We start from the raw sequence: 22,812 nt of genomic DNA on the forward strand, positions 1-22,812 counted from the left end.
GCAGCTTAAGTTTACGTAGCCGATGCGATGTAGCGAACGGTCGCCATCTCATCCAGCTCATTCTGTTCCTTCAGCTGCGTCGCGTACCGGAACCGTTCATGCTCATGCTCTTTCGCTTTCATCCATACCTTCTCATCCTTCATTCGGTCAGCAAGCAACGAGCGGTTGCTGTCCACCCGCATTTGGGCACGTCTTATATCCCGGAGCTTGCTTTCAATGCAGCTGTCCAGATACTCCAGATAGTGCTGCAGCATTTGCAGCTCCGACAAAGATACGGCCGTCTGCGATGTTTCCATCAGGCTTGCTTCCCATTCCGCACGTTTCGCCCGCAGCTCAGAGAGCGACAGCTCTTCGATTTGCAGTTCGCCAATCGCGGAGGAAAGCAGCCATTCCGCTTGCGTCTTCTCGCTCGTCTTTAAGTCGACGATTTTTTGATAGGAATAACGAAAGGATGCCATTTACGGTTCAACTCCTGTAAAATTCGGTCATTAATCGGTTCTGCGTTTCTTCAAGACTGACTTTTTCATTCGTTTTTTGTCTTGTAAATCCGTCGATCGCCTCGATATTATCAATCGCCAGATCAATTTCTTGATTGGAACCGCGCTGGTACGCCCCAATATTAATGAGATCTTCCGAACCTTTATAAATAGAAAGAAGTCGTTTTAATTGGTTGGCTGCATCCTGCTGCTCTTCCGTTACGATTTCCTTCATGACACGGCTGATCGAGGCAAGAACGTCGATTGCCGGAAAATGTCCCTTATTCGCCAATTGGCGGCTAAGTACGATATGTCCGTCCAGAATGCCGCGGACGGCGTCTGCAATCGGTTCATTCATATCGTCACCGTCAACCAGCACGGTATAGAAGGCGGTAATCGATCCCGTTGGACCAGTACCCGCTCGTTCCAGCAGCTTAGGCAAGTTTGCAAAGACGGAAGGCGTGTAGCCCCGTGTTGCAGGAGGCTCGCCAATGGCTAGTCCAACTTCGCGCTGCGCCATGGCATACCGGGTTACCGAATCCATCATCAGCATGACGTTCAACCCGCGATCGCGGAAATATTCAGCAATTGAAGTCGCTAGCAAAGCACCTTTGATCCGGATGAGTGCCGGCTGGTCCGACGTAGCGACAACAACAACCGATCGGGCTAGGCCTTCCGGCCCAAGGTCTTTCTCGATAAACTCAAGTACCTCGCGGCCCCGTTCGCCAATTAACGCAATAACGTTGACATCAGCTGAAGTATTGCGGGCAATCATGCCAAGCAGCGTACTTTTACCAACACCCGAACCTGCGAAAATACCAACCCGTTGACCTTGTCCAACTGTTAGCAAGCCGTCGATCGCTCTAACGCCGATTCCTAGCGGCTCCACAACGCGCGGACGCATCAGCGGATTGCTGGGTTCGTTGTGTGTAGAGTAATGCTGCATCCGGCTCGGAAGGAACGAACCGTCTAGCGGTTGACCAAGACCATCCAACACTTTGCCTAATAGCTCCGAACCGACTTGTACGGTAAGAGGCTTACCTGTACCTACGACATCACAGCCTGGACTAATAGCATGCAGATCGCCAAGCGGCATTAGAATAACTTTATTGTCCCGGAACCCGACAACCTCGGCTTTGATCGGCTTGGTTGCCTTCGACGGGTAAATATAGCAAACATCTCCGATACTCGCGTCCGGTCCTTCAGACTCAACGGTCAGTCCGATAACTTGCGTCACCTTGCCGTTGACGCGGACAGGATCTATGGGAGCCAAATGCTCGACATATTTGGAAGCGTCCAGCTTACTCGCGCTCATCCTGCATTCCACGCTCCTCGCTGCTTTGATGAGCTAGCTGTATGAGCTCGCGCTTGATTTCAGAGAGCTGCGTATCGATTCTCGCATCAATGCTGCCAAAGGCGGATCGGATGACACACCCCGCGTCTTTGACTGTCGAATCCGGCAAAATTTGAAGCTCAGCCTGTGAGTCAATTGCAAGGTTCAGCTCTTCTCTAGCAGCTTGTACGAATGCCAATTGCTCTGGCGATACGCAAAGCGTAATAACGCCCTGCTCCCGCCGTCTGGACAGTGATTTTCGGATGAGATCGACTGCAAGTTCCGGCGCATCGGTTATTTTCTGGCCAATGATTTTCTCAGCAATCGCGCAGCTTAGCTCTACTAGAAACGGCTCTGCTTCTTGAATGATTTGCTCTCGCATGTCGTACGAGGTTTTGAGGATCGAGGCCGCTTCCGATAGACGCTGCTCCCATTGCTGTCTGACATCGGCTTCGGCTTGGCTGCTGCCTTCCGAATAACCATGCTGATAGCCAGAATCCTTTGAAGCTTGCGAGGCTTCTTCGTCAGCAAGTCGTTTTTCCAGCCACCAGGCATCGATTTGCGTCTCTGCTTCAGCAAGCAGCTGCTCGCTTTGCTTTGCCGCTTCACGGATTCTTTCCTCTGCGAATGTCTGTGCATCGGTAAGGATCTGATCACGCAGCGAGATTGTCTCTTCGTCTGGACCGGCTGGCTCTGCCTCTTCGTCGCCAACATTCTCTTGAGTCGTCGCAGCATAATGATTATGCGAGAGCAGCTCTTTGAATTGATCGACGGAAACTACGCTGTTCGATTTAATAAGATTAGACAATGATATCGTCTCCTCCGCCGCGAGCTATAATAATCTCGCCGGATTCTTCCAGTCTGCGAATAGTAGCGACGATACGGGTCTGTGCCTCTTCGACATCGCGCAGTCGGACAGGACCCATGAACTCCATTTCTTCCTTGAACGATTCCGCCATCCGTTTGGACATGTTGCGGAAAATCGCTTCGCGTACTTCCTCGCTCGCCACTTTGAGAGCAAGCTGGAGATCGGAATTTTCGATATCGCGGATAATCCGCTGAATCGAGCGGTTGTCGATATTGACAATGTCCTCGAATACGAACATCCGTTTTTTGATCTCCTCGGCAAGCTCGGGATCTTGAATCTCCAAAGCGTCGAGAATGGTACGTTCCGTGCCGCGGTCGACGCCGTTCAAAATTTGAACGATCGAATCGATACCGCCGGCATTCGTGTAATCCTGCGTAACGGTTGCCGAAAGCTTTTGCTCCAGTACCCGCTCGACCTGTCCGATAACTTCTGGCGAGGTGCTGTCCATCAAAGCGATTCTGCGCGCAACATCCGCCTGCTTCTCCTGAGGAAGAGAGGACAAGATATGCGAGGATTGCTCCGATTGCAGATAAGAGAGTACGAGAGCGATCGTCTGGGAATTTTCGTTTTGTATAAAGTTCAAAATTTGAGTCGGCTCCGCCTTGCGGGCAAAGTCGAATGGCCGTACTTGAAGCGTGGCAGTCAGACGGTTGATGACCTCGACTGCTTTTTGCTCGCCAAGTGCCTTCTCCAAAATATCTTTGGCGTATGAAATACCGCCTTGCGTAATATATTCCTGAGCCAAACAAATTTGGTGGAACTCGCTAATAATCGATTCCCGTTCGCTGCTGTCAATTTTGCGTACATTGGCAATCTCTAGCGTAAGCTGCTCGATTTCTTCTTCCCGCAAATGCTTGAAGATTTGAGCAGAAACTTCCGGTCCCAATGTAATCAACAGAATCGCTGCCTTTTGACGGCCGGATAATCCGTTCATCGCTTTCGCCATTTGTGCCACCTCTATTCTTCCACAAGCCAGGAGCGAAGAAGGTTAACGAATTCTTCCGGCTTGCGTTTGGCCAGTGTTTCAAGATTTTTACGTGCTTGACTCTCTTGGCTTGCATTTATATCCAGTGATGGATATTCGACTTTCATCGGTTCATCGGCAGCAACAAGCTCAGTTTCTTCCGCATTTTTCCTGCGTCTGCGAACGAGCATAACGGCAAGTGCCCCGATAATTGCCAGTGCCGCGGCGCCTATACCGATTGCCCAGCCTGTGGACAAGCCGCTTGTAGAGTTGTTTCCACCATTTGCCGCAAAATTTTGTGAGATTACTGCAACCTTTTTGCCAATTAACAAGTCATCATTAACATCCTGTCCTGAATTGGCCAGCTGTGCACGAACGACTGAAGTCAAATAGGACGTTACGCTCGCGAGCGATTGTTCGTTCAACTTGCCTTCCTCTACACCGATGCTGATCGACAAATCCTTAATCTGATAAGGAGCGGATTCGATGAGATTGTTAATACGGTTTACATCGTAATTCGTTATGCGCGAGCTTTGTTCGGATTGGGAATCACCATTGCCTTGCGCTGCATTATATCCAGGTACATCGGTTTCTCCAGTACCGGCTACACCGCCTGCTGGCGTACTTCCGTTTGTCGAGCTGCTCGTATTGTTTTCTTCGCTAATGATGATGCCATTATTGTTATTGTTGTCGAGCGGCTTAACCAGCTGCTCTTCGGATTTCTTCTTGTCGAAGTTAAAGCTGCTTGCCACGCTGATAACGAGATTGTCGCCCAACAGCGGACCTAGAAACTGCTGAATGTTTTTCTTCAATTCCGATTCATATTTGCGTTGAATTTGGAATTGCGTTTCAGCTGCGTCTGTAGCCCCAGTAGCAATGCCGTTCGTTACCGAGGACAGCAGCTCGCCTTGCGGACTTGAAATGGTGATGTTCTGAATGGCCAGCTTTGGAATCGCCGTTTTCACCAAATTGTAATAGCCGTCGATTTCCTTCTGGCTAGGACGGTATCCCGCTGTAAAGTTCATCATGATGGAAGCCGAAGCCTGATCTTTGTCTTCCGGAGTCAGAAACACCGTTTCCTCCGGCAAGTTAATCAGAACCTTAGAGCTTTCCACACCTTGCATACCGTTCAGCAACTGTTGGACTTCACCATTCAACGCGTTCAAATATTTGACGTTGAATTCGTTGTCTGTCGTGCCGAATGTCGATGAGCCTTCCGAAAAGGCCCCAAAACCCATGGAGCCGTTTTTAACCAGGCCCTGCGAGCCGACGTCCACTTTGATCCGTGAAGCGACCGCGCTTGGAACGGAAATGCTCTTCCCGTTATTGCTGAGCTGATACGAGATGCCGCCGCTATCCAAATAATTCATAATGGCAGCCGAATCCGTCGTATCCAGATTTGTAAAGGCAATCTCATAATCTGTCCTTGTGAATATGTACGTCAGCAAGATGATGGACAATACTAGTACACCAATCGATGCCCCCAGCCAAATTTTTTGTTTTTTACCCATCTGACCCCAAAACTGCGTTAGCCTTTGGCGTGCTTGGGCGAATCTTTCGTTCACATCGTCACCTCACCCGAATGGTTTACGTCTAGTTCACAGCTACACTTGCATCCGCATTATCTCTTGATATGCTTCGATCATTTTGTTGCGAATTTGCGAGGTAAGCTGCAGGCTGAGCTGAGCTTGTTCAGATGCGACGAGCACTTGGGATACATCAACTTCACCGATTAAAAACTTGTCGTTCATGTTATGTACGTTCTTGATCTGCGAGTCTACGCCATCGATGGCTTGCTGCAGATATTGACCAAAGGACTGTGTTAACTCCGCCGGCGTCGCCTGTTTGGGCTGGGCTGCTTCGAGAAGCTTGGATGCGGATGCGGGTTGAACTTGATTGAGCTGAAGAGGTTGGATCATGTTAAGACCTCCGCGATTCTAGTTAGATTATTTGCCGATTTCAAGCGCTTTGACGAACATCGCCTTGGACGCGTTTAGTGCAGTTATGTTTGCTTCGTACATACGGGTTGCTGATATCATATCTACCATTTCTTTTGCAACATCAACGTTTGGCATACTTACGTAACCATTCGCATCTGCATCGGGATGCGTAGGATTGTAGACGAGTTTGCTTGGCGTCTGATCCTCGATAATCCGGGTCGCTCTTACGCCTTGGGAACTATTCGAGCCTTTTAATTGGCCGTTCAATAGTTCTGCAAAATTTTGCTGCGCGGGCTCCAGAACGACCATTTTACGCTTATACGGGACAAATTGCCCATTCACATAGGACGCGCGGGTCGTTTCTGAATTGGCGATATTCGATGAAATAACGTCCATCCGAAGTCTCTGTGCCGTCAAAGCGGAGGCGCTGGCATCAAAACTATTAGAAATTCTCATTTTTAAAGCCTCCCTTCGATTCCAATGCGCATCATTTTCGCATCATGACTGATTTGCTGAATATAGAAGTTGTAACTTAGTTGGTTTTTTGCAAGCAACGACATTTCTCTGTCGATATCGACATTATTTTCGTTATTGTTCATTTTCGTCAGTTGGTCTGTCGACAATTGCGCTGTTGGCATCGATGTGCCTACCCCGATTGGGATATGCCTAGCGTTGGTGCGCTTGCCTGCAAGCTTGCCGGGTGACTGTTGACCCATCTGCTCCTCCAGCAATTGCTCGAACAAGACTTCGGACCGCTTGTAGCCTGGCGTTTCTGCGTTGGCAATGTTGTTTGCCAAAACCGTTTGACGCATTTCCGCCGCATTAACCGCTCCTTCCAACCGTTGAAATGATGCTCCGTTCAACAAATTCACGTTATATTCACCACTTTCGATTTGAAGATGTCACTAAGACGTATTCAACAGAATGTCTACCATTCCTTCTTTCTTCGACACATAATTATGAAAAAAATGAGACGAAGCTGTCGAGATTTGCCGACAAGTTAATATTCAACAATTACCTAAATTATTACAATAAGAAAAAAGCCCTATCTTTGGTGAAAGATAGGGCTTTAGTGGTGGGATATTATGAATTTTCTTGTTAAGATTTTATTTTTTCTAGTTCCTGCAACAGCTGGTGATTTAAAATTTTGATGTAAGTGCCTTTCATGCCAAGCGATCTCGTCTCAATTACGCCTGCACTTTCCAGCTTGCGAAGTGCATTTACGATAACAGAACGAGTAATTCCGACACGGTCAGCAATTTTAGAGGCGACCAAAAGTCCCTCTTTTCCTTCCAATTCCTCGAAGATATGCTCAACAGCTTCCAATTCACTGAAAGAAAGAGACCCGATCGCTACCGATACGACAGCCCGGCTCCGAACCTCCTGTTCCACTTCGTCGGCGCGTTCCCGCAATATTTCCATCCCGACTATCGTAGATCCATACTCCGCAAGAACTAGATCATCATCGTCAAAATGTCCGTTCTGCCGGGTTAATACGAGCGTACCGAGCCTGTCTCCACCGCCTGTAATCGGGACGACCGTCATAATTTCCTGCTGCCCCAATGTTGGAAATGCTTCATAGACGCCGGTATCCGGCTGAACATTTGTTACCGATTCCTGCATGTCCAAAAAAAGGACGTTGCTTGGCTGCGGGAAACGAAGCTCATCTGCCGACATGGATCGCAAAGAATCGTGGTCATAAGCGTTTACAGCCGCACAGCCCAGCACCTTGCCTCTGCGGCTCACAACGAATACGTTCGTTTGTATTGTGCTGCTAAGCACCTCCGCCATCTCCCGGAAATTAACCGCCTTACCGGCTGCTCGCTGGAGCAACCGGTTTAGCGTTCTTGTTTTTGTAAGTAAAGTCATTTTATTACTGCCTCCCAAAGCTCATACCAACTACAATATATATTGACTTAAATCGCGGTTTTGCGCAATGCCTCCGACTTTTTCCCGAACATATTCCGGTGTGATCGTCATCTGATCCAGCGTTATGTCCGGCGCTTCGAACGATAAATCCTCCAAAAGCTTCTCAAGAATCGTGTGGAGCCTGCGCGCACCGATATTTTCCGTGTTGCGATTGACGTCTGCTGCAATGGAAGCCAGCTCCTTAATCGCATCGTCCGAGAAATCAATTGTAATGCCTTCTGTTTGCAGCAATGCCGCATATTGCTTCGTTAAAGCGTTTTTTGGTTCTTTCAAAATGCTGACGAAATCGTCCAAACTGAGCGAGGTCAGCTCAACGCGAATCGGAAAACGCCCCTGAAGCTCCGGAATAAGGTCCGAAGGCTTAGAAACGTGAAAAGCGCCTGCCGCAATGAATAAAATATAGTCCGTTTTTACCGGGCCGTATTTCGTCATGACGGTAGAACCTTCTACAATCGGCAAAATGTCGCGCTGCACGCCTTCTCTGGACACATCGGGACCTGAGCCTCTTGACGGGCTTGCAATTTTGTCGATCTCGTCTATGAAAATGATACCGGATTGCTCTGCGCGTGTTACCGATTCCGCAATCACTTCATCCATATTAATTAATTTATTCGCTTCTTCCTGAATGAGCAATTTACGGGCTTCCTTAACAGGCAGCTTCCGCTTCTTCGTCTTCTTCGGAAGCAATTGGCCAAACAGCTCCTGCATATTCATGCCCATGCCTTCCGGCCCTTGACCGCCAAGCATATCGAGCATATTCGGCGCTGCATCCTCAACCTCGACCTCGACTACTTCGTTCTCAAGTTTACCTGTTGCCAGATCCTCTTTAATCTGCGAGCGCTTCGCAACAATCGCTTGGTCCTGTTCCGGCTCCTCGACAGGCTCTTTTTCCTGGTTCTGATTGCCGAACAGCATTTCAAACGGATTTTTGCCGCTTTTTTCTTTTACTTTCGAAGGGACGAGCAGGTGTACCAGACGTTCATTGGCCTGCTTCTCTGCCTTATCCTTCACTTGCTCCGTACGTTCAGCCTTAACCATCCGAATAGCGGTTTCAATCAGGTCACGCACCATCGACTCCACATCGCGGCCGACATAACCCACCTCTGTGAATTTCGTCGCTTCGAGCTTTACGAATGGCGCTTTGACGAGCTTCGCTAGCCGGCGGGCAATTTCTGTCTTACCGACGCCGGTAGGCCCGATCATTAGAATGTTCTTCGGCACAATTTCATCCCGAATATTTTCTTCCAGCATGCTTCTCCGATACCGGTTCCGCAGCGCAATCGCTACAGAACGCTTTGCTTGCTTTTGGCCGACAATATATTTATCCAGCTCCGCAACAATTTGCCGCGGTGTCATCGCATCATTCGCCATCTCTGATCTCCTCCGCTCTTATGAACCGATTTCTTCGACAATGATATTATGATTCGTATATACGCAAATATCGGCAGCCACTTCAAGTGAGGCTTTAGCAATTTCCTTCGCATTCATGTGCGGAGCGTGCTTCTGCAGCGCTCTTGCTGCGGACAAGGCGTAATTGCCGCCGGAACCGATCGCGAGAATGCCGTCGTCCGGCTCGATAATTTCACCATTGCCGGAAATAAGCAGCAAGCCTGTCGTATCCATTACGAGCATTAAAGCCTCCAGCTTGCGAAGAATGCGATCCGAACGCCAGTCCTTTGCGAGTTCCACAGCAGCGCGCTGCAAGTTGCCGTGATGCTCCTCCAGCTTCGCTTCAAACTTCTCGAAGAGCGTAATTGCGTCGGCGACGGAGCCCGCAAAGCCGGCAATAACTTGACCGCGGTACAATCGGCGTACCTTCTTCGCTTTATTCTTCATCACGACGCTGTTGCCGAAGGTCACCTGACCGTCACCCGCTATAGCGCCTTTCCCTTCATGCCGCACGGCGCATATCGTCGTTGCGTGAAATTCCATCTCCATCTTCCGCACCTCCATGATTTTGGCTTGCATTCATTAGGCTAGAGACTAAAGCTACCGCATTACTTTACGGCTAAATGATCAAAATGTTCCTCTTTAAATTTTGAAATTCCTTCCAGCGCCCGATTCGCAATGGCTTCATTTTTATCCTTTTTGTTGCGGATGCGCGTCTCCAGCGGCGGGAAGAGGCCAAAATTGGCATTCATCGGCTGGAAATGCTTGAAGTCGGCAGTCGTAATATAATTCGCCATACTGCCCAGCGTAGTGTCCACAGGCAATGTGAGCGGCTCCAGGCCGCGGGCCAGACGCGCAGCGTTAAAACCGGCGATAAGGCCGGAAGCAGCCGATTCGACATAACCCTCTACCCCGGTCATTTGTCCGGCGAAGAACAGGTTCTCACGGTCCTTCAATTGATAGGTTGGACGCATCACGCGTGGGGAGTTGATGAATGTGTTGCGGTGCATAACGCCAAAGCGGACGAATTCTGCGTTTTCCAGACCCGGAATGAGGGAAAATACCCGTTTTTGCTCGCCCCATTTGAGATGCGTCTGAAACCCGACCATATTGTACAGCGTACCCGCAGCATTGTCCTGCCGAAGCTGAATAACAGCATGCGGAAGCTTGCCGGTATGCGGATTAACCAAACCAACTGGCTTCATCGGCCCGAACAGTACCGTCTGCTTCCCACGGCTCGCCATGACTTCAATCGGCATGCAGCCTTCGAAATAGACTTCCTTCTCGAAATCCTTCAGCTCAGCCTTCTCTGCTGTCGTCAGTGCCTCGTGGAAGATGTTGAATTCCTCTTCTGTCATCGGGCAATTCAGATAAGCTGCCTCCCCTTTATCATAGCGGGATGCCAAATAGACCTTGCTCATGTCGATTGAATCTTTGTCGATAATCGGAGCTGCCGCATCATAGAAGTAGAAATACTCTTCTCCAAGCAAGTCTCTAACTTGTGCCGACAACGAAGGGGCAGTTAACGGACCCGTCGCGATGACGACAATGCCGTCCGTCGGAATTTCTTTCACTTCTTCGTTGCGCACCTCTACAAGCGGATGCTCGTGCAATAAACGTGTTACTTCACCCGAAAAACCATCACGGTCGACGGCGAGTGCGCCGCCCGCTGGAACCGCATGACGGTCAGCACAGCCCAGAATAAGCGAATCCAGCTGCCGCATTTCTTCTTTCAACACACCGACTGCATTAGACAGGCCATTCGCGCGAAGGCTGTTGCTGCAGACGAGCTCTGCAAATTGATTCGTATGATGCGCAGGTGTCTTCGTCTCCGGACGCATTTCGTACAAGACGACCGGTACGCCCTGGGATGCGATTTGCCAAGCGGCTTCACTTCCGGCAAGTCCGGCTCCGATTACAGTGACTTTTTGAGTATGAGACAATTTCAGTACCTCCAATAGATGTTCAGACAGCTTCTGCAAACTGACCATGAGGCCTATTGCAGCTTGCTGCGAAACGGTTTCGTTGGTGATGCATGATAATAGCTAAGTCCAAATTTGCAGTGACTATTTCGCAGTAGAAATGTCCTCCCCTGTCAGGGGAGGACACAGATGGCAAACAGGCTGCGGCCTGCTATGCCTGCTCTTGATCCTCGTCCGGCAATTCCTCGGAATAGTCACAAGATGGGCACTGCAGTCTTCCGCCGTTGCGGCTCTTTTTCTCCACCAGCATCGCTTCGCATTTCGGGCAAGGCTTGCCGGACGGTTTATCCCAGGATACATAATCACAGGTCGGATACGTGTCGCATCCGTAGAAAATACGTCCTTTTTTACTTCGGCGTTCAATAATTTTGCCTTCATGGCATTTCGGGCAAGTGACGCCGATGTCTTTCACGATCGGCTTCGTATTGCGGCAGTCCGGAAATCCGGAGCAAGCCAGGAATTTACCGAAACGACCCATTTTGTATACCATATGGCGCCCGCACTTCTCGCATACCTCATCGGACACTTCATCTTGAATTTCAATTTCCTTCATTTCCTCTTCAGCGACTTCCAGCCGCTTCTCGAATGATTCATAGAAGGAAGCAAGTACTTTTACCCAATCCTGGCTGCCTTCCTCCACATGGTCAAGATCATCTTCCATATGGGCAGTAAACTCTGCATCCAGTATTTCCGGGAAAAACTCCTCCATCAACTGGATAACGAGCTCGCCGAGCTCTGTCGGCATGAACTTTTTCTCCTCGATGGCGACATATCCACGCTTTTGAATCGTTTCCAGCGTTGGAGCATACGTACTTGGCCGTCCTATGCCGAGCTCTTCCAATGTTTTCACGAGCCTTGCTTCGGAATAACGCGGAGGCGGCTGCGTGAAATGCTGTTTCGGATCAATCGTATCAGAAGTTACCTCGTCGCCGATTGCGAATGGAGGCAGAAACTTATGTTCTTCTTCTGTACCATCGTCATTGCCTTCAACATACACCTTCATAAAACCTGCGAATTTTACTTTGGAGCCATTTGCACGGAAAACAACCTCGCCGGAAGACAGATCCACTGTCATCGTATCAAGCACGGCAGAAGACATCTGACTGGAAACAAAACGTTCCCATACCAGTTTGTACAACCGGAACTGATCGCGGCTAAGAAAAGGCTTCATCGTTTCCGGATCGCGCAGTATGGATGTCGGACGGATTGCTTCATGGGCGTCCTGGGCGTTGCTGTTTTTCTTCGTATATACACGAGGCAGTTCCGGCCAAAACGGAGCGCCATATTTCTCGGTGATATATTCCTTCGCTTCTTCTTGGGCAATCGGAGAAATACGCGTGGAGTCGGTTCTCATATAAGTAATCAAACCAACCGTGCCCTCTTTGCCCAATTCAACCCCTTCATAGAGCTGCTGAGCAACGGACATCGTTTTGGATGCGCGGAAGCCCAGCTTGCGCGCAGCTTCCTGCTGCAAGGAGCTCGTAATGAACGGAGGTGCCGGGTTGCGGAGCCGCTCTTTCTCTTTCACTTCTGCAACCGTGAATTGATTGCCCGCTAGGGCATCCAATACCGCCTGCATTTCCTGTTCGTTGCCAAGGTCGCGTTTCTGGCCGCCGATCGAAATGTATTTCGCTTCGAAAGGAACGCCCTTCTGCGTCATTTTAGCCGTGATCGACCAATATTCTTCCGGGATAAAAGCGTCGATTTCATTCTCTCTGTCGATGACGAGTTTCACGCAAACCGATTGTACGCGCCCTGCGGACAAACCTTTTTTCACTTTTTTCCACAATAGCGGACTGATCTTATAACCGACAAGCCGGTCAAGGATCCGTCTTGCTTGCTGCGCATTGACGAGATCCATATTGATTTTACGCGGTGTCTTGAACGCATCCTTGACCGCTTGTTTCGTTATTTCATTAAATACGACGCGGCAGGTGTCGGTCTCATCCAGCTCCAGATAATGTGCCAGATGCCATGCGATCGCTTCTCCTTCGCGATCCGGGTCAGCCGCCAGAAAGACTTGCTTTACTTTTTTGCTGGCATCCTTCAATTCTTTCAATACAGAGCCTTTACCGCGAATCGTAATATATTTCGGATTAAAATCATTATCCACTTCGACGCCAATCTGACTCTTTGGCAGGTCGCGAATATGGCCCATAGAGGCTTTTACGATATACTTGCTGCCTAAATATTTGCCTATGGTTTTGGCTTTGGCCGGTGATTCTACGATTACGAGTGAATCTGCCATTCAGGCGCCCCCTCTCTCCACTGCTAGTTACAATACTATATAAAGTGATCCTGGCTGCTGTTCGATTTTCCGTTTTATACATAAATTTATCAGAAGTGCGCTCAAATGTCCAAACGGGATTGCCGTTATCTGGTGCAAGTCGTTCATTGAAAGTGGCTGATCGCGTAAAATATCGATCAATTTGTGTTCATCCGCCGACAAGCTGGACTGCTCCGCTTGTGCGAAATGCCCTTTTTCCGAACCGTTCGCACCGGCAATTCGATTCAATTGCTCCGACAGCCAAGGAAATTCTTCTATTATATGTTCAACGCGGCTTACAAGCTTTGCTCCCTTCCCAATCAGCTCATTGGCCCCTTCGCTCTTCGGGGATGATATTGGCCCCGGTACGGCAAATACGTCACGGGACATTTCGACCGCTTGATCCGCCGTAATGAGCGAGCCGCTTCCCCTCGCCGCTTCGACAACAAGCGTTCCAAGCGACAGTCCGGCAATGATGCGATTGCGGAGCGGGAACATGCCCGGGTGCAGCTTTGCGCCGATGGGCGTTTCGGACAGCAGCAGGCCCTGCTCGGAGATCTGTCGATACAGTTCTCTATTCTCAGAAGGATAACAACTATTTACAGCGCTTGCAAGCACGGCTATCGTACCACCGGCTTTTCCTAGCGCCGCTTGATGGGCGACGGCGTCGATTCCGCGCGCTAAGCCGCTGACGACGGTAAGTCCTCGCGCCGACAGCTGTTCAGCTAAATGTGCCGCTGTATGACGCCCGTAAGCCGTTGGATTGCGTGTGCCGACTACCGCAATAGATGGCCGATTCAACAGTTCCAGCCGTCCCCACGCATATAACACCCATGGCGGCTGCGGCATTTGCCGCATAACATCAGGATACCGGTCATCGTAAGGCGTAATAACGGACGCTCCAAGCCGTATAGCGCGTTCGGCTGGCGAATCCTCCCGGAGCATCGGCTCGCGCATCCGAACGGCAGCAGACAGCGCCTGAGCCCGTTGAAAGCCCGCTTCAAGCCAATCCGCTTCCGTCATGCTTTCGGCTTCTGTCCAAAGACTCTGTACGACCGCCTTCTGTATAGCATGCCAGCCTACTCCCGGCAGCTCGTGAAGACGAACGACCATTTCTTTCGCTTTTACATGATCAATTGTCATAGGACCAACCCTCTCTTTTAGGGAGGTTCGGCCTGCATTCTTACCTATTGTGCGTTACAGCGCCTAAGAATGCAAGTCGACCTGTCATAATGGCAAGAAGCATTTTTACATGCTGCAAGCGGGACAACTTTGAAAACGGGCAGGAAAAGCGCTCGGAAAGCGAAGGCAATTCGGGCCTCAGGGACAAAAAAAAGCAACCTGTCAATCCCCTATAGGGGCATTGATAGGTTGCTTACCTTATCTATCTTGCTTATGAAAGCCAAGCTCCATTATTTCGCTACGTTTGTGCATTTTTCAAGCAAGCCTTGCTCTTCCAGTACAGCAACGAGCGTGGAGCCCATTTCGGAAGGCGTTGGCGCTACGCGGATACCGCAAGCCTCAAGCGTTTCGATTTTCTCTGCAGCTGTACCTTTGCCGCCAGAGATAATCGCACCAGCATGGCCCATACGTTTTCCTGGAGGCGCTGTTGCACCGCCGATGAAGCCGACAACCGGTTTTTTCATGTTCGCTTTAACCCACTCCGCAGCTTCTTCCTCTGCCGTTCCGCCGATCTCGCCGATCATGATAACCGCATAAGTATCAGGGTCGTCATTGAATTTGCTCAAGATGTCGATGAACTCGGAGCCTTTAACCGGGTCGCCGCCGATGCCTACTGCGGACGATTGGCCGATACCGCGAGTCGTCAACTGATGAACAGCTTCATAAGTAAGCGTCCCGGAGCGGGAAACGACGCCAACGTGGCCTTTTGCATGAATGTAACCCGGCATGATGCCGATTTTGCATTCGTCCGGCGTAATAACGCCAGGGCAGTTTGGTCCGATCAGCGTTGTTTTGCTGCCTTCCATGTAACGTTTTACTTTAACCATGTCCAGAACTGGAATGCCCTCTGTAATACAGATAACAAGGTCAAGACCTGCGTCTACCGCTTCCAAGATGGAATCGGCTGCAAAAGCAGGAGGGACATAGATAACCGATGCAGTAGCGCCAGTAGCAGCAACCGCTTGTCCTACCGTATTAAACACTGGAAGCGATACGACTGATCCGTTGTCAAGCGTGATGTCGACGTTCGTGCCGCCTTTGCCTGGAGTTACGCCGCCAACCATCTGCGTGCCGTATTCCAATGCGCCTTTTGTATGGAACAGACCAGTAGCGCCTGTGATCCCTTGCGTGATGACTTTTGTATCTTTATTGACCAAAATGCTCATCGAATTTCACATCCCCGTTAATGAATTCTCGTACGCGTAATTTATTTCACGAGAGCGACAATTTTTTGTGCGCCGTCTGCCATAGAGTCCGCCGCTACAATGTTCAGTCCCGATTCGTTCAACATTTTTTTGCCCAGATCTACGTTCGTGCCTTCAAGTCTTACGACAAGCGGACGATCCAGACCAAGCTCTTTCGCAGCGGCAATTACGCCTTCTGCAATGACGTCGCAACGCATGATGCCGCCGAAAATGTTAACGAAAATACCTTTTACGTTCTCATCGGACAGGATGATTTTGAAAGCTTCCGTTACTTTCTCTTTCGTTGCACCGCCCCCAACGTCGAGGAAGTTGGCAGGGTCGCCGCCATAGTATTTGATGATATCCATCGTAGCCATTGCAAGACCGGCGCCGTTAACCATACAGCCGATGTTGCCTTCAAGCGCGATGTAGCTCAGATCATACTTGGAAGCTTCGATTTCTTTTGCATCTTCTTCTTCCAGGTCGCGAAGCGCCACGATATCTTTGCGGCGGTACAGCGCGTTGGAATCAAAGTTCAATTTGGCGTCAAGCGCCATAACGTTGCCGTCGCCAGTTACGACGAGCGGATTGATCTCGGCAATCGAGCAATCCTTCTCAACGAATGCTGTATAGAGAGCAATCATGAATTTAACCGCTTTGTTTACCAGCTCATTAGGAATATTGATGGCATAAGCCAGCTTGCGAGCTTGGAACACTTGCAGGCCAATCGCTGGATCGATTACTTCTTTAAAAATTTTCTCCGGGGAATGTGCAGCCACTTCTTCGATTTCTGTGCCGCCTTCTTCCGAACCCATCATGACGACGCGTCCCGTCTCACGGTCCACAACTACGCCGATGTAATATTCTTTCTTGATGTCGCAGCCTTGCTCGATAAGCAAGCGCTTAACTTCTTTACCTTCTGGACCTGTTTGGTGAGTAACGAGCACTTTGCCAAGAATTTCGCTGGCGTATGTACGAACCTCATCCAAGCTTTTTGCTACTTTAACGCCGCCGGCTTTGCCGCGTCCACCTGCGTGAATTTGCGCTTTCACGACAACGACTGGTGTGCCCAGCGCTTTTGCCGCTTCTACCGCTTCGTCAACGGTGAATGCTACTTTACCTTCCGGAACAGCTACACCATACTGTTTCAGGACCTCTTTGCCTTGATACTCATGGATATTCATTGTTTGAAATCCTCCATTTCACCGACTGAGTTCAGTCATAGGTACACAATCCTTGACTATTGTAGCATCTTTCCTGTTAGATTTCGAGCCTTCCGGTTTTGGTTTTTTGATATGGATTTCATCTCGGAATGAGATTAAACGACACCGATTCGACAGTGCTATGCCTATTATTATGTACGAATCATGCTCTATCAATGCTTTTATTTTGAAGAATCTCCATAATATTGACAGTTATTTCTTTCATCCATTATGATGGAAATATCAGCTGTACCACCTAATTTTATACACTGTTTTAGTCGAATCGGACGTGAGGAAGCACCTTCATCCATCTATTTGGAGGTGTTTTTTTGTTATGTTCAGTGTAATGCGAAGCAGCAGCGTACTTGGTGTTGAGGGGAAAAGCATACTGGTTGAAGTGGATATTGCGAGCGGTCTGCCTCAGGTCAATGTGGTGGGGCTGCCCGACCCCGCCGTAAGGGAGTCGGTGGAGCGGGTTCGTGCCGCTATCAAGAACAGCGGATTTACTTTCCCGATGGACCGGATCACGGTCAATCTTGCTCCGGCGGATATGCGAAAGGAAGGGACGGCCTTCGATCTGGCCATCGCAGCTGGCATCTTGACAGCTAGTGACCAAATCAGCGGAAAGCCGTTCGAGGACGCGATGCTGATTGGCGAGTTGTCGCTAAATGGACTTGTACGGCCTGTGCCGGGCGTATTGTCCATGATTGAGCAAGCCAAGCGCAGCGGCATTCGCAAGGTGCTGCTGCCTCAAGGCAATGCCAAGGAGGCCGCATGGATCGGCGGAATGGAGCTATATGCATTGAATTCGCTGGGCGAGCTTCGCGGCGGCGATGACGGGAAGAGCTGGGATGCGCTCCGGTATATTTCGCAGCCGGGTTCTAGGGATTCCTTGGAGGGGAGCGCGCCTTCGCCTTATGCGCAGTCGGATACTTTAGGGGACTATAGCGATGTTATCGGTCAGCAGCATGCGAAGCGTGCGCTCGTCATCGCGGCGGCGGGCAGGCATAACCTGCTCTTCTCTGGCCCGCCGGGCACTGGAAAAACGATGATGATCCGGCGTCTTCCCGGTATTTTACCTCCTTTGACCGAAGCCGAGGCGCTTGAGGTTACGAAAATTTACAGCGCGGCTGGCAAGCTGTCGACCGATGCACAGGGCCTTATTCAAACCGTCCCCTTCCGTTCGCCGCATCATACGATTTCCGCCGGCGGACTTATCGGCGGCGGCTCCGTTCCAAAACCCGGAGAAGTGACACTGGCCCATCGCGGCGTGCTCTATCTGGACGAGCTGCCTGAATTTTCGCGACAGGTGCTGGAAGTTATGCGCCAGCCGCTAGAGGATGGCATTGTGACGATTGCGAGGTCGAAAGCTGTATTTCATTTTCCTGCACGGCTCATGCTTGCCGTATCATACAATCCTTGTCCATGCGGCTATTACGGACATGAGACGACAGAGAAACAATGCACCTGCAGCGACGCAGTCATCTCCCGATATAGAGCTAAGTTGTCCGGTCCGTTGCTCGACCGGATTGATCTCCAGCTTGAGGTTCCTAGACCGATGGAGCAGCGGGAGACTGGTGCTTCTTACAACGAAGGCGCTGAGATGAATTCCGCGCATATGCGCAAGCTTGTCTTGGCCGCCAGAGAGCGGCAGTCTAGCCGCCTTGCCTTACTTGGACTCCGTGCTGATTCCCGTTTATCCGGCGCTTCACTCCGCCGCTCCATCAAGCTGCTGCCGGAGGCTCTCGCCATGCTCGAAAATGCGCTGGAAGCGCTAGGCATCAGCATGCGCGCTTATGACCGCATCCTGCGGCTATCGCGCACGATTGCCGATGTGGAAGGAAGCGATGCTGTCGAGGCAGAGCATGTGGCCGAAGCGATCCAATATCGGCGGCTGAATGGTTGAGCGCCATAAAACCTTCGCAGGGTCTTATCCCGGCGAATCGGCCAGCATTCTATGGCGTTTTCGCACGTTTCGTTAAGGATAAGACCCTCCCGGGGTCTTATCTCTCTCCCAACGCTTCATTTTCAATGCCTTAAGACCCTCGCAGGGTCTTATTCCAGCGAATCGGCCAGCATTCTATGGCGTTTTGGCACATTTCGTTAAGGATAAGACCCTCACGGGGTCTTATCTCACTCCCAACGCTTCATTTCCAATGCCTTAAGAACCTCGCAGGGTCTTATCCCTGCAACACACGGTGTCGTTGCATAACGGCGGTTAGAACACATTCATCTACTCCTGAATAATGTTTTCGCCCATATGTTATTTTTTCGTTAACGAAATCACGAAGAGGGTCGAGTCTTCCTGCGAATCCTCCAAATACAAGGAACCGCCCATTTTTTCAGCCAATTTCTTCGCAATGGAAAGCCCTAGACCCAGACCGCCTTCGTTTTCATTGCTCCTGGACTCATCCCCCCTGACGAAGGGGTCGAAGAGTTTTAACTTCAAATGTTCTGGGATACCAATGCCTGAATCCCCAATTTCAATTCGAACGTCAACGGCCTCTTCTTTGATCGCAACACGCAGTTTCGTACCTGGAGGATTATATTTCAAAGCGTTAGCCAGAAGGTTCGTTATGATCCGATTTAAAGCCTCGGCATTGAATACAGCGACCATACTCCTATCCGGAATTTCCATCGCCAGCTCGAAATTTTTCCGTTCGATATCGCCGTACATTTCCGCAACGGACTCCCGCAGGAAATCACCCACATCGCTCTTCTCCAGCTTCAAGGGATGATCCGGAGAATCAAGCTTCAACAGCTCCAGCATGCTTTCGATCAAAGCCGTCACTTGGTTCGACTTATTATAAATATAGTTCAAATACCGGTTTTGCCTGTCGCTATCCTCTACTTTCCCTTCCATAAGGGCCTGAGAAAACCCTTGGATGCTCGTAATCGGCGTCTTCAGATCATGTGATAAATCGACGATGAGCCGTTCCTTACTCTCCTCCAGGAGACGTTTTTCTTTAGCAGTGCTTTCGATGACACTTGCCATATAATTGAAGGTATCGCTGATCTGTTTAAACTCCTTCTCCGCATGGACGTCAATTCGAGTACTGTAATCGCCATGCGTCATGCGCTTCAACCCGGCAGCAACAGTATCCAGCGGTTTCTTTATCCGCCTGGCTACCCAGTAGCTGTACAGGAAAATAAAAAACAAGACGGCAGCAATAGAGCCATAAAAAAATATTTTCACCCGATTGAACGGAAAAGGCTGCTCTTCATCGATAACCAAAGGCTCAGCTGCCATATTTTTCTGAATCGAAATCTGCTCACGGGGAATTTTCATCACCAAATAATGCGGAGGGCTATAGCTCTCAATTGCCGCGATCGAGTAATAATAGGTTTGTTTTTCTCCGTTTTCCAGCAAGGCGAACAGCTCATCCTGTGTATAACCGATTTTTTCGTTGCCCTTCTTCCCCTTCGAGCCGATAACATGAAACTTATCATCCAATTCCTCCAGCCATCCGCCGTGCTTCTCCAGCCACTGAATGCTGTAGGCGCTTCGTTTGTCAGACTTCAGAAAAGAGGCGGCGCTCGCGTTCATAGACTCGGAAGTGTGCGCATTCTGAAAAGCATAAATGATACCGGCAATAAAGCAAACAATAATAATAACCATCAGAAAAATATTAAAAAAGAAAAAGTCGAAAATGAGAGATGTATGCAGCCGCCATCTTCTTCTAATGCTGAACAGGCGCTTCAAATTTATATCCCAGCCCTCTGATTGTTTTAATATAGGAAGGGTTTTTCGGATGAGGCTCGATTTTCTCCCGCAGGTTGCTCAAATGAACCATTATCGTATTATCGTCATAGGCAAATGCATCATCCCACACGGCCTCATAGATCTTTTTCCGCGTCAGAACACGGCCCGAATTGCCCATTAGCAGCGCCAAAATTTTATATTCCGTAGACGTCAGAAGTACGGGCTGACCTGCAAGATAAAGCGTGCAGCTTTTCGTATCCAGCACAAGCTCGCCCGCTTCCAGCCGCTCCTCCTCTGCTTCCTTTTTGCTAGCTGCAACGGTATCAAATTGATGCACCCTGCGAAGCAAAGCCTGTACCCTCGCAACGACTTCCAGCGGATTGAACGGCTTGGTCATATAATCATCCGCCCCCATGCTAAGCCCCAATATTTTATCACTTTCCTGGCTCCTAGCAGATAAGAATAAGACGGGAAAGTAATGCGAATGACGAATCGTCTTTACCCATTGAAAGCCATCGATGCCTGGCAGCATCACGTCAACGACAGCCAGATCATAGCTGTAGTTTTCTATCATATCCAACGCAATCCGAGCATCCGCAGCTTCGTGGACGTCATATTCCGGTTCCAAGTAAATCTTTAAAAGCTCAATAATTTCATGGTCATCTTCTATTAACAAAATCGAATACGTCATTTCCATGCTCCTCTCCGCCCTATTTTACCTCTTTACGATAAAAAACATAACAGGCGAGAACGAGAAACGCAGCTAAATAAACAGCATTAATCAACAAGGATCCAAACAGATTGATATCCGGATAAGGGGAGGCTCCTGTGCCGCCGATGTGCGGATCGGAATCAAAATGCCTCAAATTCAAATGATTGAGTACAATGAATTTGGACCATTCGTACTTTGCGATCATTGCGCTTATACCGCCGCCAACTAAATGGAGAATGATTGACAATGATAAGGCAAGCGGGACGCTCGCAACAGCCGTACCTATTAGTAAGGCCAGTGTAAAATAAAACAAATCGCTCGGTACAGCATACAAAAATGATTTGAAGACCGTCAGTAATGTATAGTCGTCGCTATTTTCAAATAATACGAGGCCAGTTATGATGCTTGCCAGACAGGAGAACAGCAGAATCCCGGTCATTACAGTTACACCGGTCGCGTACTTGGATAATAATATGACGGAACGGCTTGGCGGGCGGATGAGCAATTGCTTGATCGTCCCTTCCTTGAATTCCTCCGCAATCGTCTGCGCGCCATAAATAATCATAAACAACAGGATCGGATAATTCAGCACCGGCTGCAGTTTTGCAGCAAAGCCATATGCGGTCAGACCGTGCATCGTTTGTTTCATAATGAGGCCTGCAGCTACTGTAATCGCCAGTAAGAACCCAATGAAGATATAGTTTTTCCGCCTGACATGCAGCTTTAATAATTCATTAGAAATCAATCGCATAAACCTCATGATCTCACCCCCTGTGTCAATTGCAGGAATAGATCCTCAAGCTTTGCCGTTCTTATTTTCACTTGTACGATGCCGATGCCATGCTGGACCAAATCCGACACTAAGCCCGGAAGGTCTTCTCTCTTTGCTCTTATAGAAATGACATTGCCACCGTCGCTCTCTCCGTTAAAGCGTGGCTTAAGCAGTAATGACGCCCTTTCAGGATCAGTAACTTCAATATCTACGGTCACCTTTCCATCCTCATCCATTTCCTTCAAAGAACGCTCAGCGACAAGCTGTCCTTTCTGAATAATGATGACCCGGTCGCATAAAAGCTCAATCTCGGCAATCAAATGGCTGGAGACGACAACCGCCATCCCTTCTGTTTTGGCCAACTGCTGCAAATATTGCCGGAGTTGGCGAATGCCTGCCGGATCTAATCCGTTTGTCGGCTCGTCAAGAATTAGTATCGATGGGCGGTGAAGAATCGCTTGTGCAACCCCCAAACGCTGACGCATGCCTAGCGAGTAGGTTTTGACTTTTCGGTCGATCGCTTCATCCAGTTGAACAAGGCGGATAACCTCTTCCATTCTCTTCTTCGAGACCGGTTTGCTGCTCATATTCGCATAATGCTTCAAATTTTGACGGCCGCTCATCTCCTTGTACAATTCGGGGTTTTCCACGATGGCTCCAATCTGCTCTAGCGCTTTGCCTCTAGCTGATCGAATGCTGCTGCCGCCGATTCGGATATCACCCTTGCCGATAGATATAAGCCCGACCATCATGCGGATCGTTGTCGTTTTGCCCGCTCCATTGGGGCCAAGAAAGCCGTAAATTTCACCTGCTTGCACGGTAAAGGACAGATCTTTTACAATGGTTTTTCCTGCAATTGATTTCGTAACATTTCGGACCTCTATGGCTGCTGTCTGTGACATAGCTTCTG

General features: G+C 49.5%; 21 protein-coding genes. 1 reads left to right on the forward strand and 20 read right to left on the reverse strand.

All coding sequences use genetic code 11. The features are described from left to right. Nucleotides 1–11: 11 nt before the first annotated feature. From fliJ to sucC, 16 genes are all read right to left on the reverse strand, one after another. Nucleotides 12–458: a flagellar export protein FliJ gene (gene fliJ / locus IEX98_RS21195; protein ID WP_188891203.1), complete on the reverse strand. Its 447-nt coding sequence runs from the start codon at nucleotides 456–458 to the stop codon at nucleotides 12–14. 7 nt (nucleotides 459–465) lie between these two features. Then, nucleotides 466–1,791 carry a flagellar protein export ATPase FliI gene (fliI, locus tag IEX98_RS21200; RefSeq protein ID WP_188891204.1) on the reverse strand — a complete coding sequence of 442 codons (1,326 nt, stop codon included), beginning with the start codon at nucleotides 1,789–1,791 and terminating at the stop codon, nucleotides 466–468. Beyond that, nucleotides 1,778–2,617, reverse strand: a complete 840-nt coding sequence (locus IEX98_RS21205; RefSeq protein WP_188891205.1) for a FliH/SctL family protein — start codon at nucleotides 2,615–2,617, stop codon at nucleotides 1,778–1,780. The genes fliI and IEX98_RS21205 overlap by 14 nt, the downstream gene beginning before the upstream one ends. Beyond that, complete coding sequence (fliG, locus tag IEX98_RS21210) at nucleotides 2,610–3,623, reverse strand: flagellar motor switch protein FliG (RefSeq protein WP_188891206.1); 1,014 nt, start codon at nucleotides 3,621–3,623, stop codon at nucleotides 2,610–2,612. The genes IEX98_RS21205 and fliG overlap by 8 nt, the downstream gene beginning before the upstream one ends. Before the next feature lie 11 nt (nucleotides 3,624–3,634). After that, on the reverse strand, nucleotides 3,635–5,206 hold the full coding sequence (fliF, locus tag IEX98_RS21215) for a flagellar basal-body MS-ring/collar protein FliF (protein ID WP_188891207.1): 1,572 nt from the start codon (nucleotides 5,204–5,206) through the stop codon (nucleotides 3,635–3,637). Nucleotides 5,207–5,245: 39 nt separating this feature from the next. After that, nucleotides 5,246–5,560, reverse strand: coding sequence for a flagellar hook-basal body complex protein FliE (gene fliE, locus IEX98_RS21220; protein WP_188891208.1), 315 nt, complete (start codon nucleotides 5,558–5,560; stop codon nucleotides 5,246–5,248). Nucleotides 5,561–5,587: 27 nt separating this feature from the next. Next, nucleotides 5,588–6,037 carry a flagellar basal body rod protein FlgC gene (gene flgC, locus IEX98_RS21225; protein WP_188891209.1) on the reverse strand — a complete coding sequence of 150 codons (450 nt, stop codon included), beginning with the start codon at nucleotides 6,035–6,037 and terminating at the stop codon, nucleotides 5,588–5,590. Between the two features lie 2 nt (nucleotides 6,038–6,039). Next, nucleotides 6,040–6,453 carry a flagellar basal body rod protein FlgB gene (gene flgB / locus IEX98_RS21230; RefSeq protein ID WP_188891210.1) on the reverse strand — a complete coding sequence of 138 codons (414 nt, stop codon included), beginning with the start codon at nucleotides 6,451–6,453 and terminating at the stop codon, nucleotides 6,040–6,042. Nucleotides 6,454–6,679: 226 nt separating this feature from the next. Further along, nucleotides 6,680–7,450, reverse strand: a complete 771-nt coding sequence (gene codY, locus IEX98_RS21235; protein WP_188891211.1) for a GTP-sensing pleiotropic transcriptional regulator CodY — start codon at nucleotides 7,448–7,450, stop codon at nucleotides 6,680–6,682. 30 nt (nucleotides 7,451–7,480) lie between these two features. Beyond that, a complete protein-coding gene (hslU, locus tag IEX98_RS21240; protein ID WP_188891212.1) occupies nucleotides 7,481–8,881 on the reverse strand; it encodes an ATP-dependent protease ATPase subunit HslU in 1,401 nt (466 codons plus the stop codon). Between the two features lie 18 nt (nucleotides 8,882–8,899). Continuing rightward, entirely contained in the window at nucleotides 8,900–9,448 is a 549-nt protein-coding gene (gene hslV / locus IEX98_RS21245) for an ATP-dependent protease subunit HslV (RefSeq protein ID WP_188891213.1), read from the reverse strand. 59 nt (nucleotides 9,449–9,507) lie between these two features. Continuing rightward, nucleotides 9,508–10,842 (reverse strand): FADH(2)-oxidizing methylenetetrahydrofolate--tRNA-(uracil(54)-C(5))-methyltransferase TrmFO, encoded by a 1,335-nt coding sequence (gene trmFO / locus IEX98_RS21250; RefSeq protein ID WP_188891214.1) that lies wholly within the window; start codon nucleotides 10,840–10,842, stop codon nucleotides 9,508–9,510. Between the two features lie 190 nt (nucleotides 10,843–11,032). Continuing rightward, nucleotides 11,033–13,129: a type I DNA topoisomerase gene (gene topA / locus IEX98_RS21255; protein WP_188891215.1), complete on the reverse strand. Its 2,097-nt coding sequence runs from the start codon at nucleotides 13,127–13,129 to the stop codon at nucleotides 11,033–11,035. Between the two features lie 27 nt (nucleotides 13,130–13,156). Continuing rightward, a complete protein-coding gene (gene dprA, locus IEX98_RS21260) occupies nucleotides 13,157–14,290 on the reverse strand; it encodes a DNA-processing protein DprA (RefSeq protein ID WP_188891216.1) in 1,134 nt (377 codons plus the stop codon). Between the two features lie 269 nt (nucleotides 14,291–14,559). Beyond that, nucleotides 14,560–15,495, reverse strand: coding sequence for a succinate--CoA ligase subunit alpha (sucD, locus tag IEX98_RS21265; RefSeq protein ID WP_188891217.1), 936 nt, complete (start codon nucleotides 15,493–15,495; stop codon nucleotides 14,560–14,562). A 41-nt stretch (nucleotides 15,496–15,536) separates the two neighbouring features. After that, nucleotides 15,537–16,697, reverse strand: a complete 1,161-nt coding sequence (gene sucC / locus IEX98_RS21270; protein ID WP_188891218.1) for an ADP-forming succinate--CoA ligase subunit beta — start codon at nucleotides 16,695–16,697, stop codon at nucleotides 15,537–15,539. A 352-nt stretch (nucleotides 16,698–17,049) separates the two neighbouring features. On the opposite strand from sucC, the gene IEX98_RS21275 reads away from it, so the two are divergent. Further along, a complete protein-coding gene (locus IEX98_RS21275) occupies nucleotides 17,050–18,621 on the forward strand; it encodes a YifB family Mg chelatase-like AAA ATPase (protein ID WP_188891219.1) in 1,572 nt (523 codons plus the stop codon). Between the two features lie 357 nt (nucleotides 18,622–18,978). Here the strand turns inward: IEX98_RS21275 and IEX98_RS21280 are convergent, their stop codons facing one another. From IEX98_RS21280 to IEX98_RS21295, 4 genes are read right to left on the reverse strand one after another with little or no spacing between them, the layout of a single operon-like run. Next, a complete protein-coding gene (locus tag IEX98_RS21280) occupies nucleotides 18,979–20,418 on the reverse strand; it encodes a HAMP domain-containing sensor histidine kinase (protein ID WP_188891220.1) in 1,440 nt (479 codons plus the stop codon). Continuing rightward, the gene (locus IEX98_RS21285) at nucleotides 20,396–21,109 is read right to left on the reverse strand and encodes a response regulator transcription factor (protein ID WP_188891221.1); all 714 of its coding nucleotides are present in this window, start codon (nucleotides 21,107–21,109) and stop codon (nucleotides 20,396–20,398) included. Before IEX98_RS21285 ends, IEX98_RS21280 begins: the two co-directional genes overlap by 23 nt. 19 nt (nucleotides 21,110–21,128) lie before the next feature. After that, entirely contained in the window at nucleotides 21,129–21,890 is a 762-nt protein-coding gene (locus IEX98_RS21290) for an ABC transporter permease (protein WP_188891222.1), read from the reverse strand. Beyond that, complete coding sequence (locus IEX98_RS21295; RefSeq protein WP_188891223.1) at nucleotides 21,887–22,804, reverse strand: ABC transporter ATP-binding protein; 918 nt, start codon at nucleotides 22,802–22,804, stop codon at nucleotides 21,887–21,889. Before IEX98_RS21295 ends, IEX98_RS21290 begins: the two co-directional genes overlap by 4 nt. Nucleotides 22,805–22,812 lie beyond the last annotated feature (8 nt).

Origin of the sequence: Paenibacillus radicis (ex Gao et al. 2016) (assembly GCF_014641555.1) — a bacterium.
Classification (GTDB): domain Bacteria; phylum Bacillota; class Bacilli; order Paenibacillales; family Paenibacillaceae; genus Pristimantibacillus; species Pristimantibacillus radicis.

Coding starts and splice junctions, on each gene's coding strand:
- IEX98_RS21285 (WP_188891221.1), bottom strand. CDS start 21,109: ATGACGTATTCGATTTTGTTAATAGAAGATGACCATGAAATTATTGAG.
- IEX98_RS21295 (WP_188891223.1), bottom strand. CDS start 22,804: ATGTCACAGACAGCAGCCATAGAGGTCCGAAATGTTACGAAATCAATT.
- codY (WP_188891211.1), bottom strand. CDS start 7,450: ATGACTTTACTTACAAAAACAAGAACGCTAAACCGGTTGCTCCAGCGA.
- hslU (WP_188891212.1), bottom strand. CDS start 8,881: ATGGCGAATGATGCGATGACACCGCGGCAAATTGTTGCGGAGCTGGAT.
- fliE (WP_188891208.1), bottom strand. CDS start 5,560: ATGATCCAACCTCTTCAGCTCAATCAAGTTCAACCCGCATCCGCATCC.
- topA (WP_188891215.1), bottom strand. CDS start 13,129: ATGGCAGATTCACTCGTAATCGTAGAATCACCGGCCAAAGCCAAAACC.
- fliG (WP_188891206.1), bottom strand. CDS start 3,623: ATGGCGAAAGCGATGAACGGATTATCCGGCCGTCAAAAGGCAGCGATT.
- dprA (WP_188891216.1), bottom strand. CDS start 14,290: ATGACAATTGATCATGTAAAAGCGAAAGAAATGGTCGTTCGTCTTCAC.
- fliI (WP_188891204.1), bottom strand. CDS start 1,791: ATGAGCGCGAGTAAGCTGGACGCTTCCAAATATGTCGAGCATTTGGCT.
- hslV (WP_188891213.1), bottom strand. CDS start 9,448: ATGGAGATGGAATTTCACGCAACGACGATATGCGCCGTGCGGCATGAA.
- fliJ (WP_188891203.1), bottom strand. CDS start 458: ATGGCATCCTTTCGTTATTCCTATCAAAAAATCGTCGACTTAAAGACG.
- IEX98_RS21290 (WP_188891222.1), bottom strand. CDS start 21,890: ATGAGGTTTATGCGATTGATTTCTAATGAATTATTAAAGCTGCATGTC.
- sucC (WP_188891218.1), bottom strand. CDS start 16,697: ATGAATATCCATGAGTATCAAGGCAAAGAGGTCCTGAAACAGTATGGT.
- sucD (WP_188891217.1), bottom strand. CDS start 15,495: ATGAGCATTTTGGTCAATAAAGATACAAAAGTCATCACGCAAGGGATC.
- flgC (WP_188891209.1), bottom strand. CDS start 6,037: ATGAGAATTTCTAATAGTTTTGATGCCAGCGCCTCCGCTTTGACGGCA.
- IEX98_RS21275 (WP_188891219.1), top strand. CDS start 17,050: ATGTTCAGTGTAATGCGAAGCAGCAGCGTACTTGGTGTTGAGGGGAAA.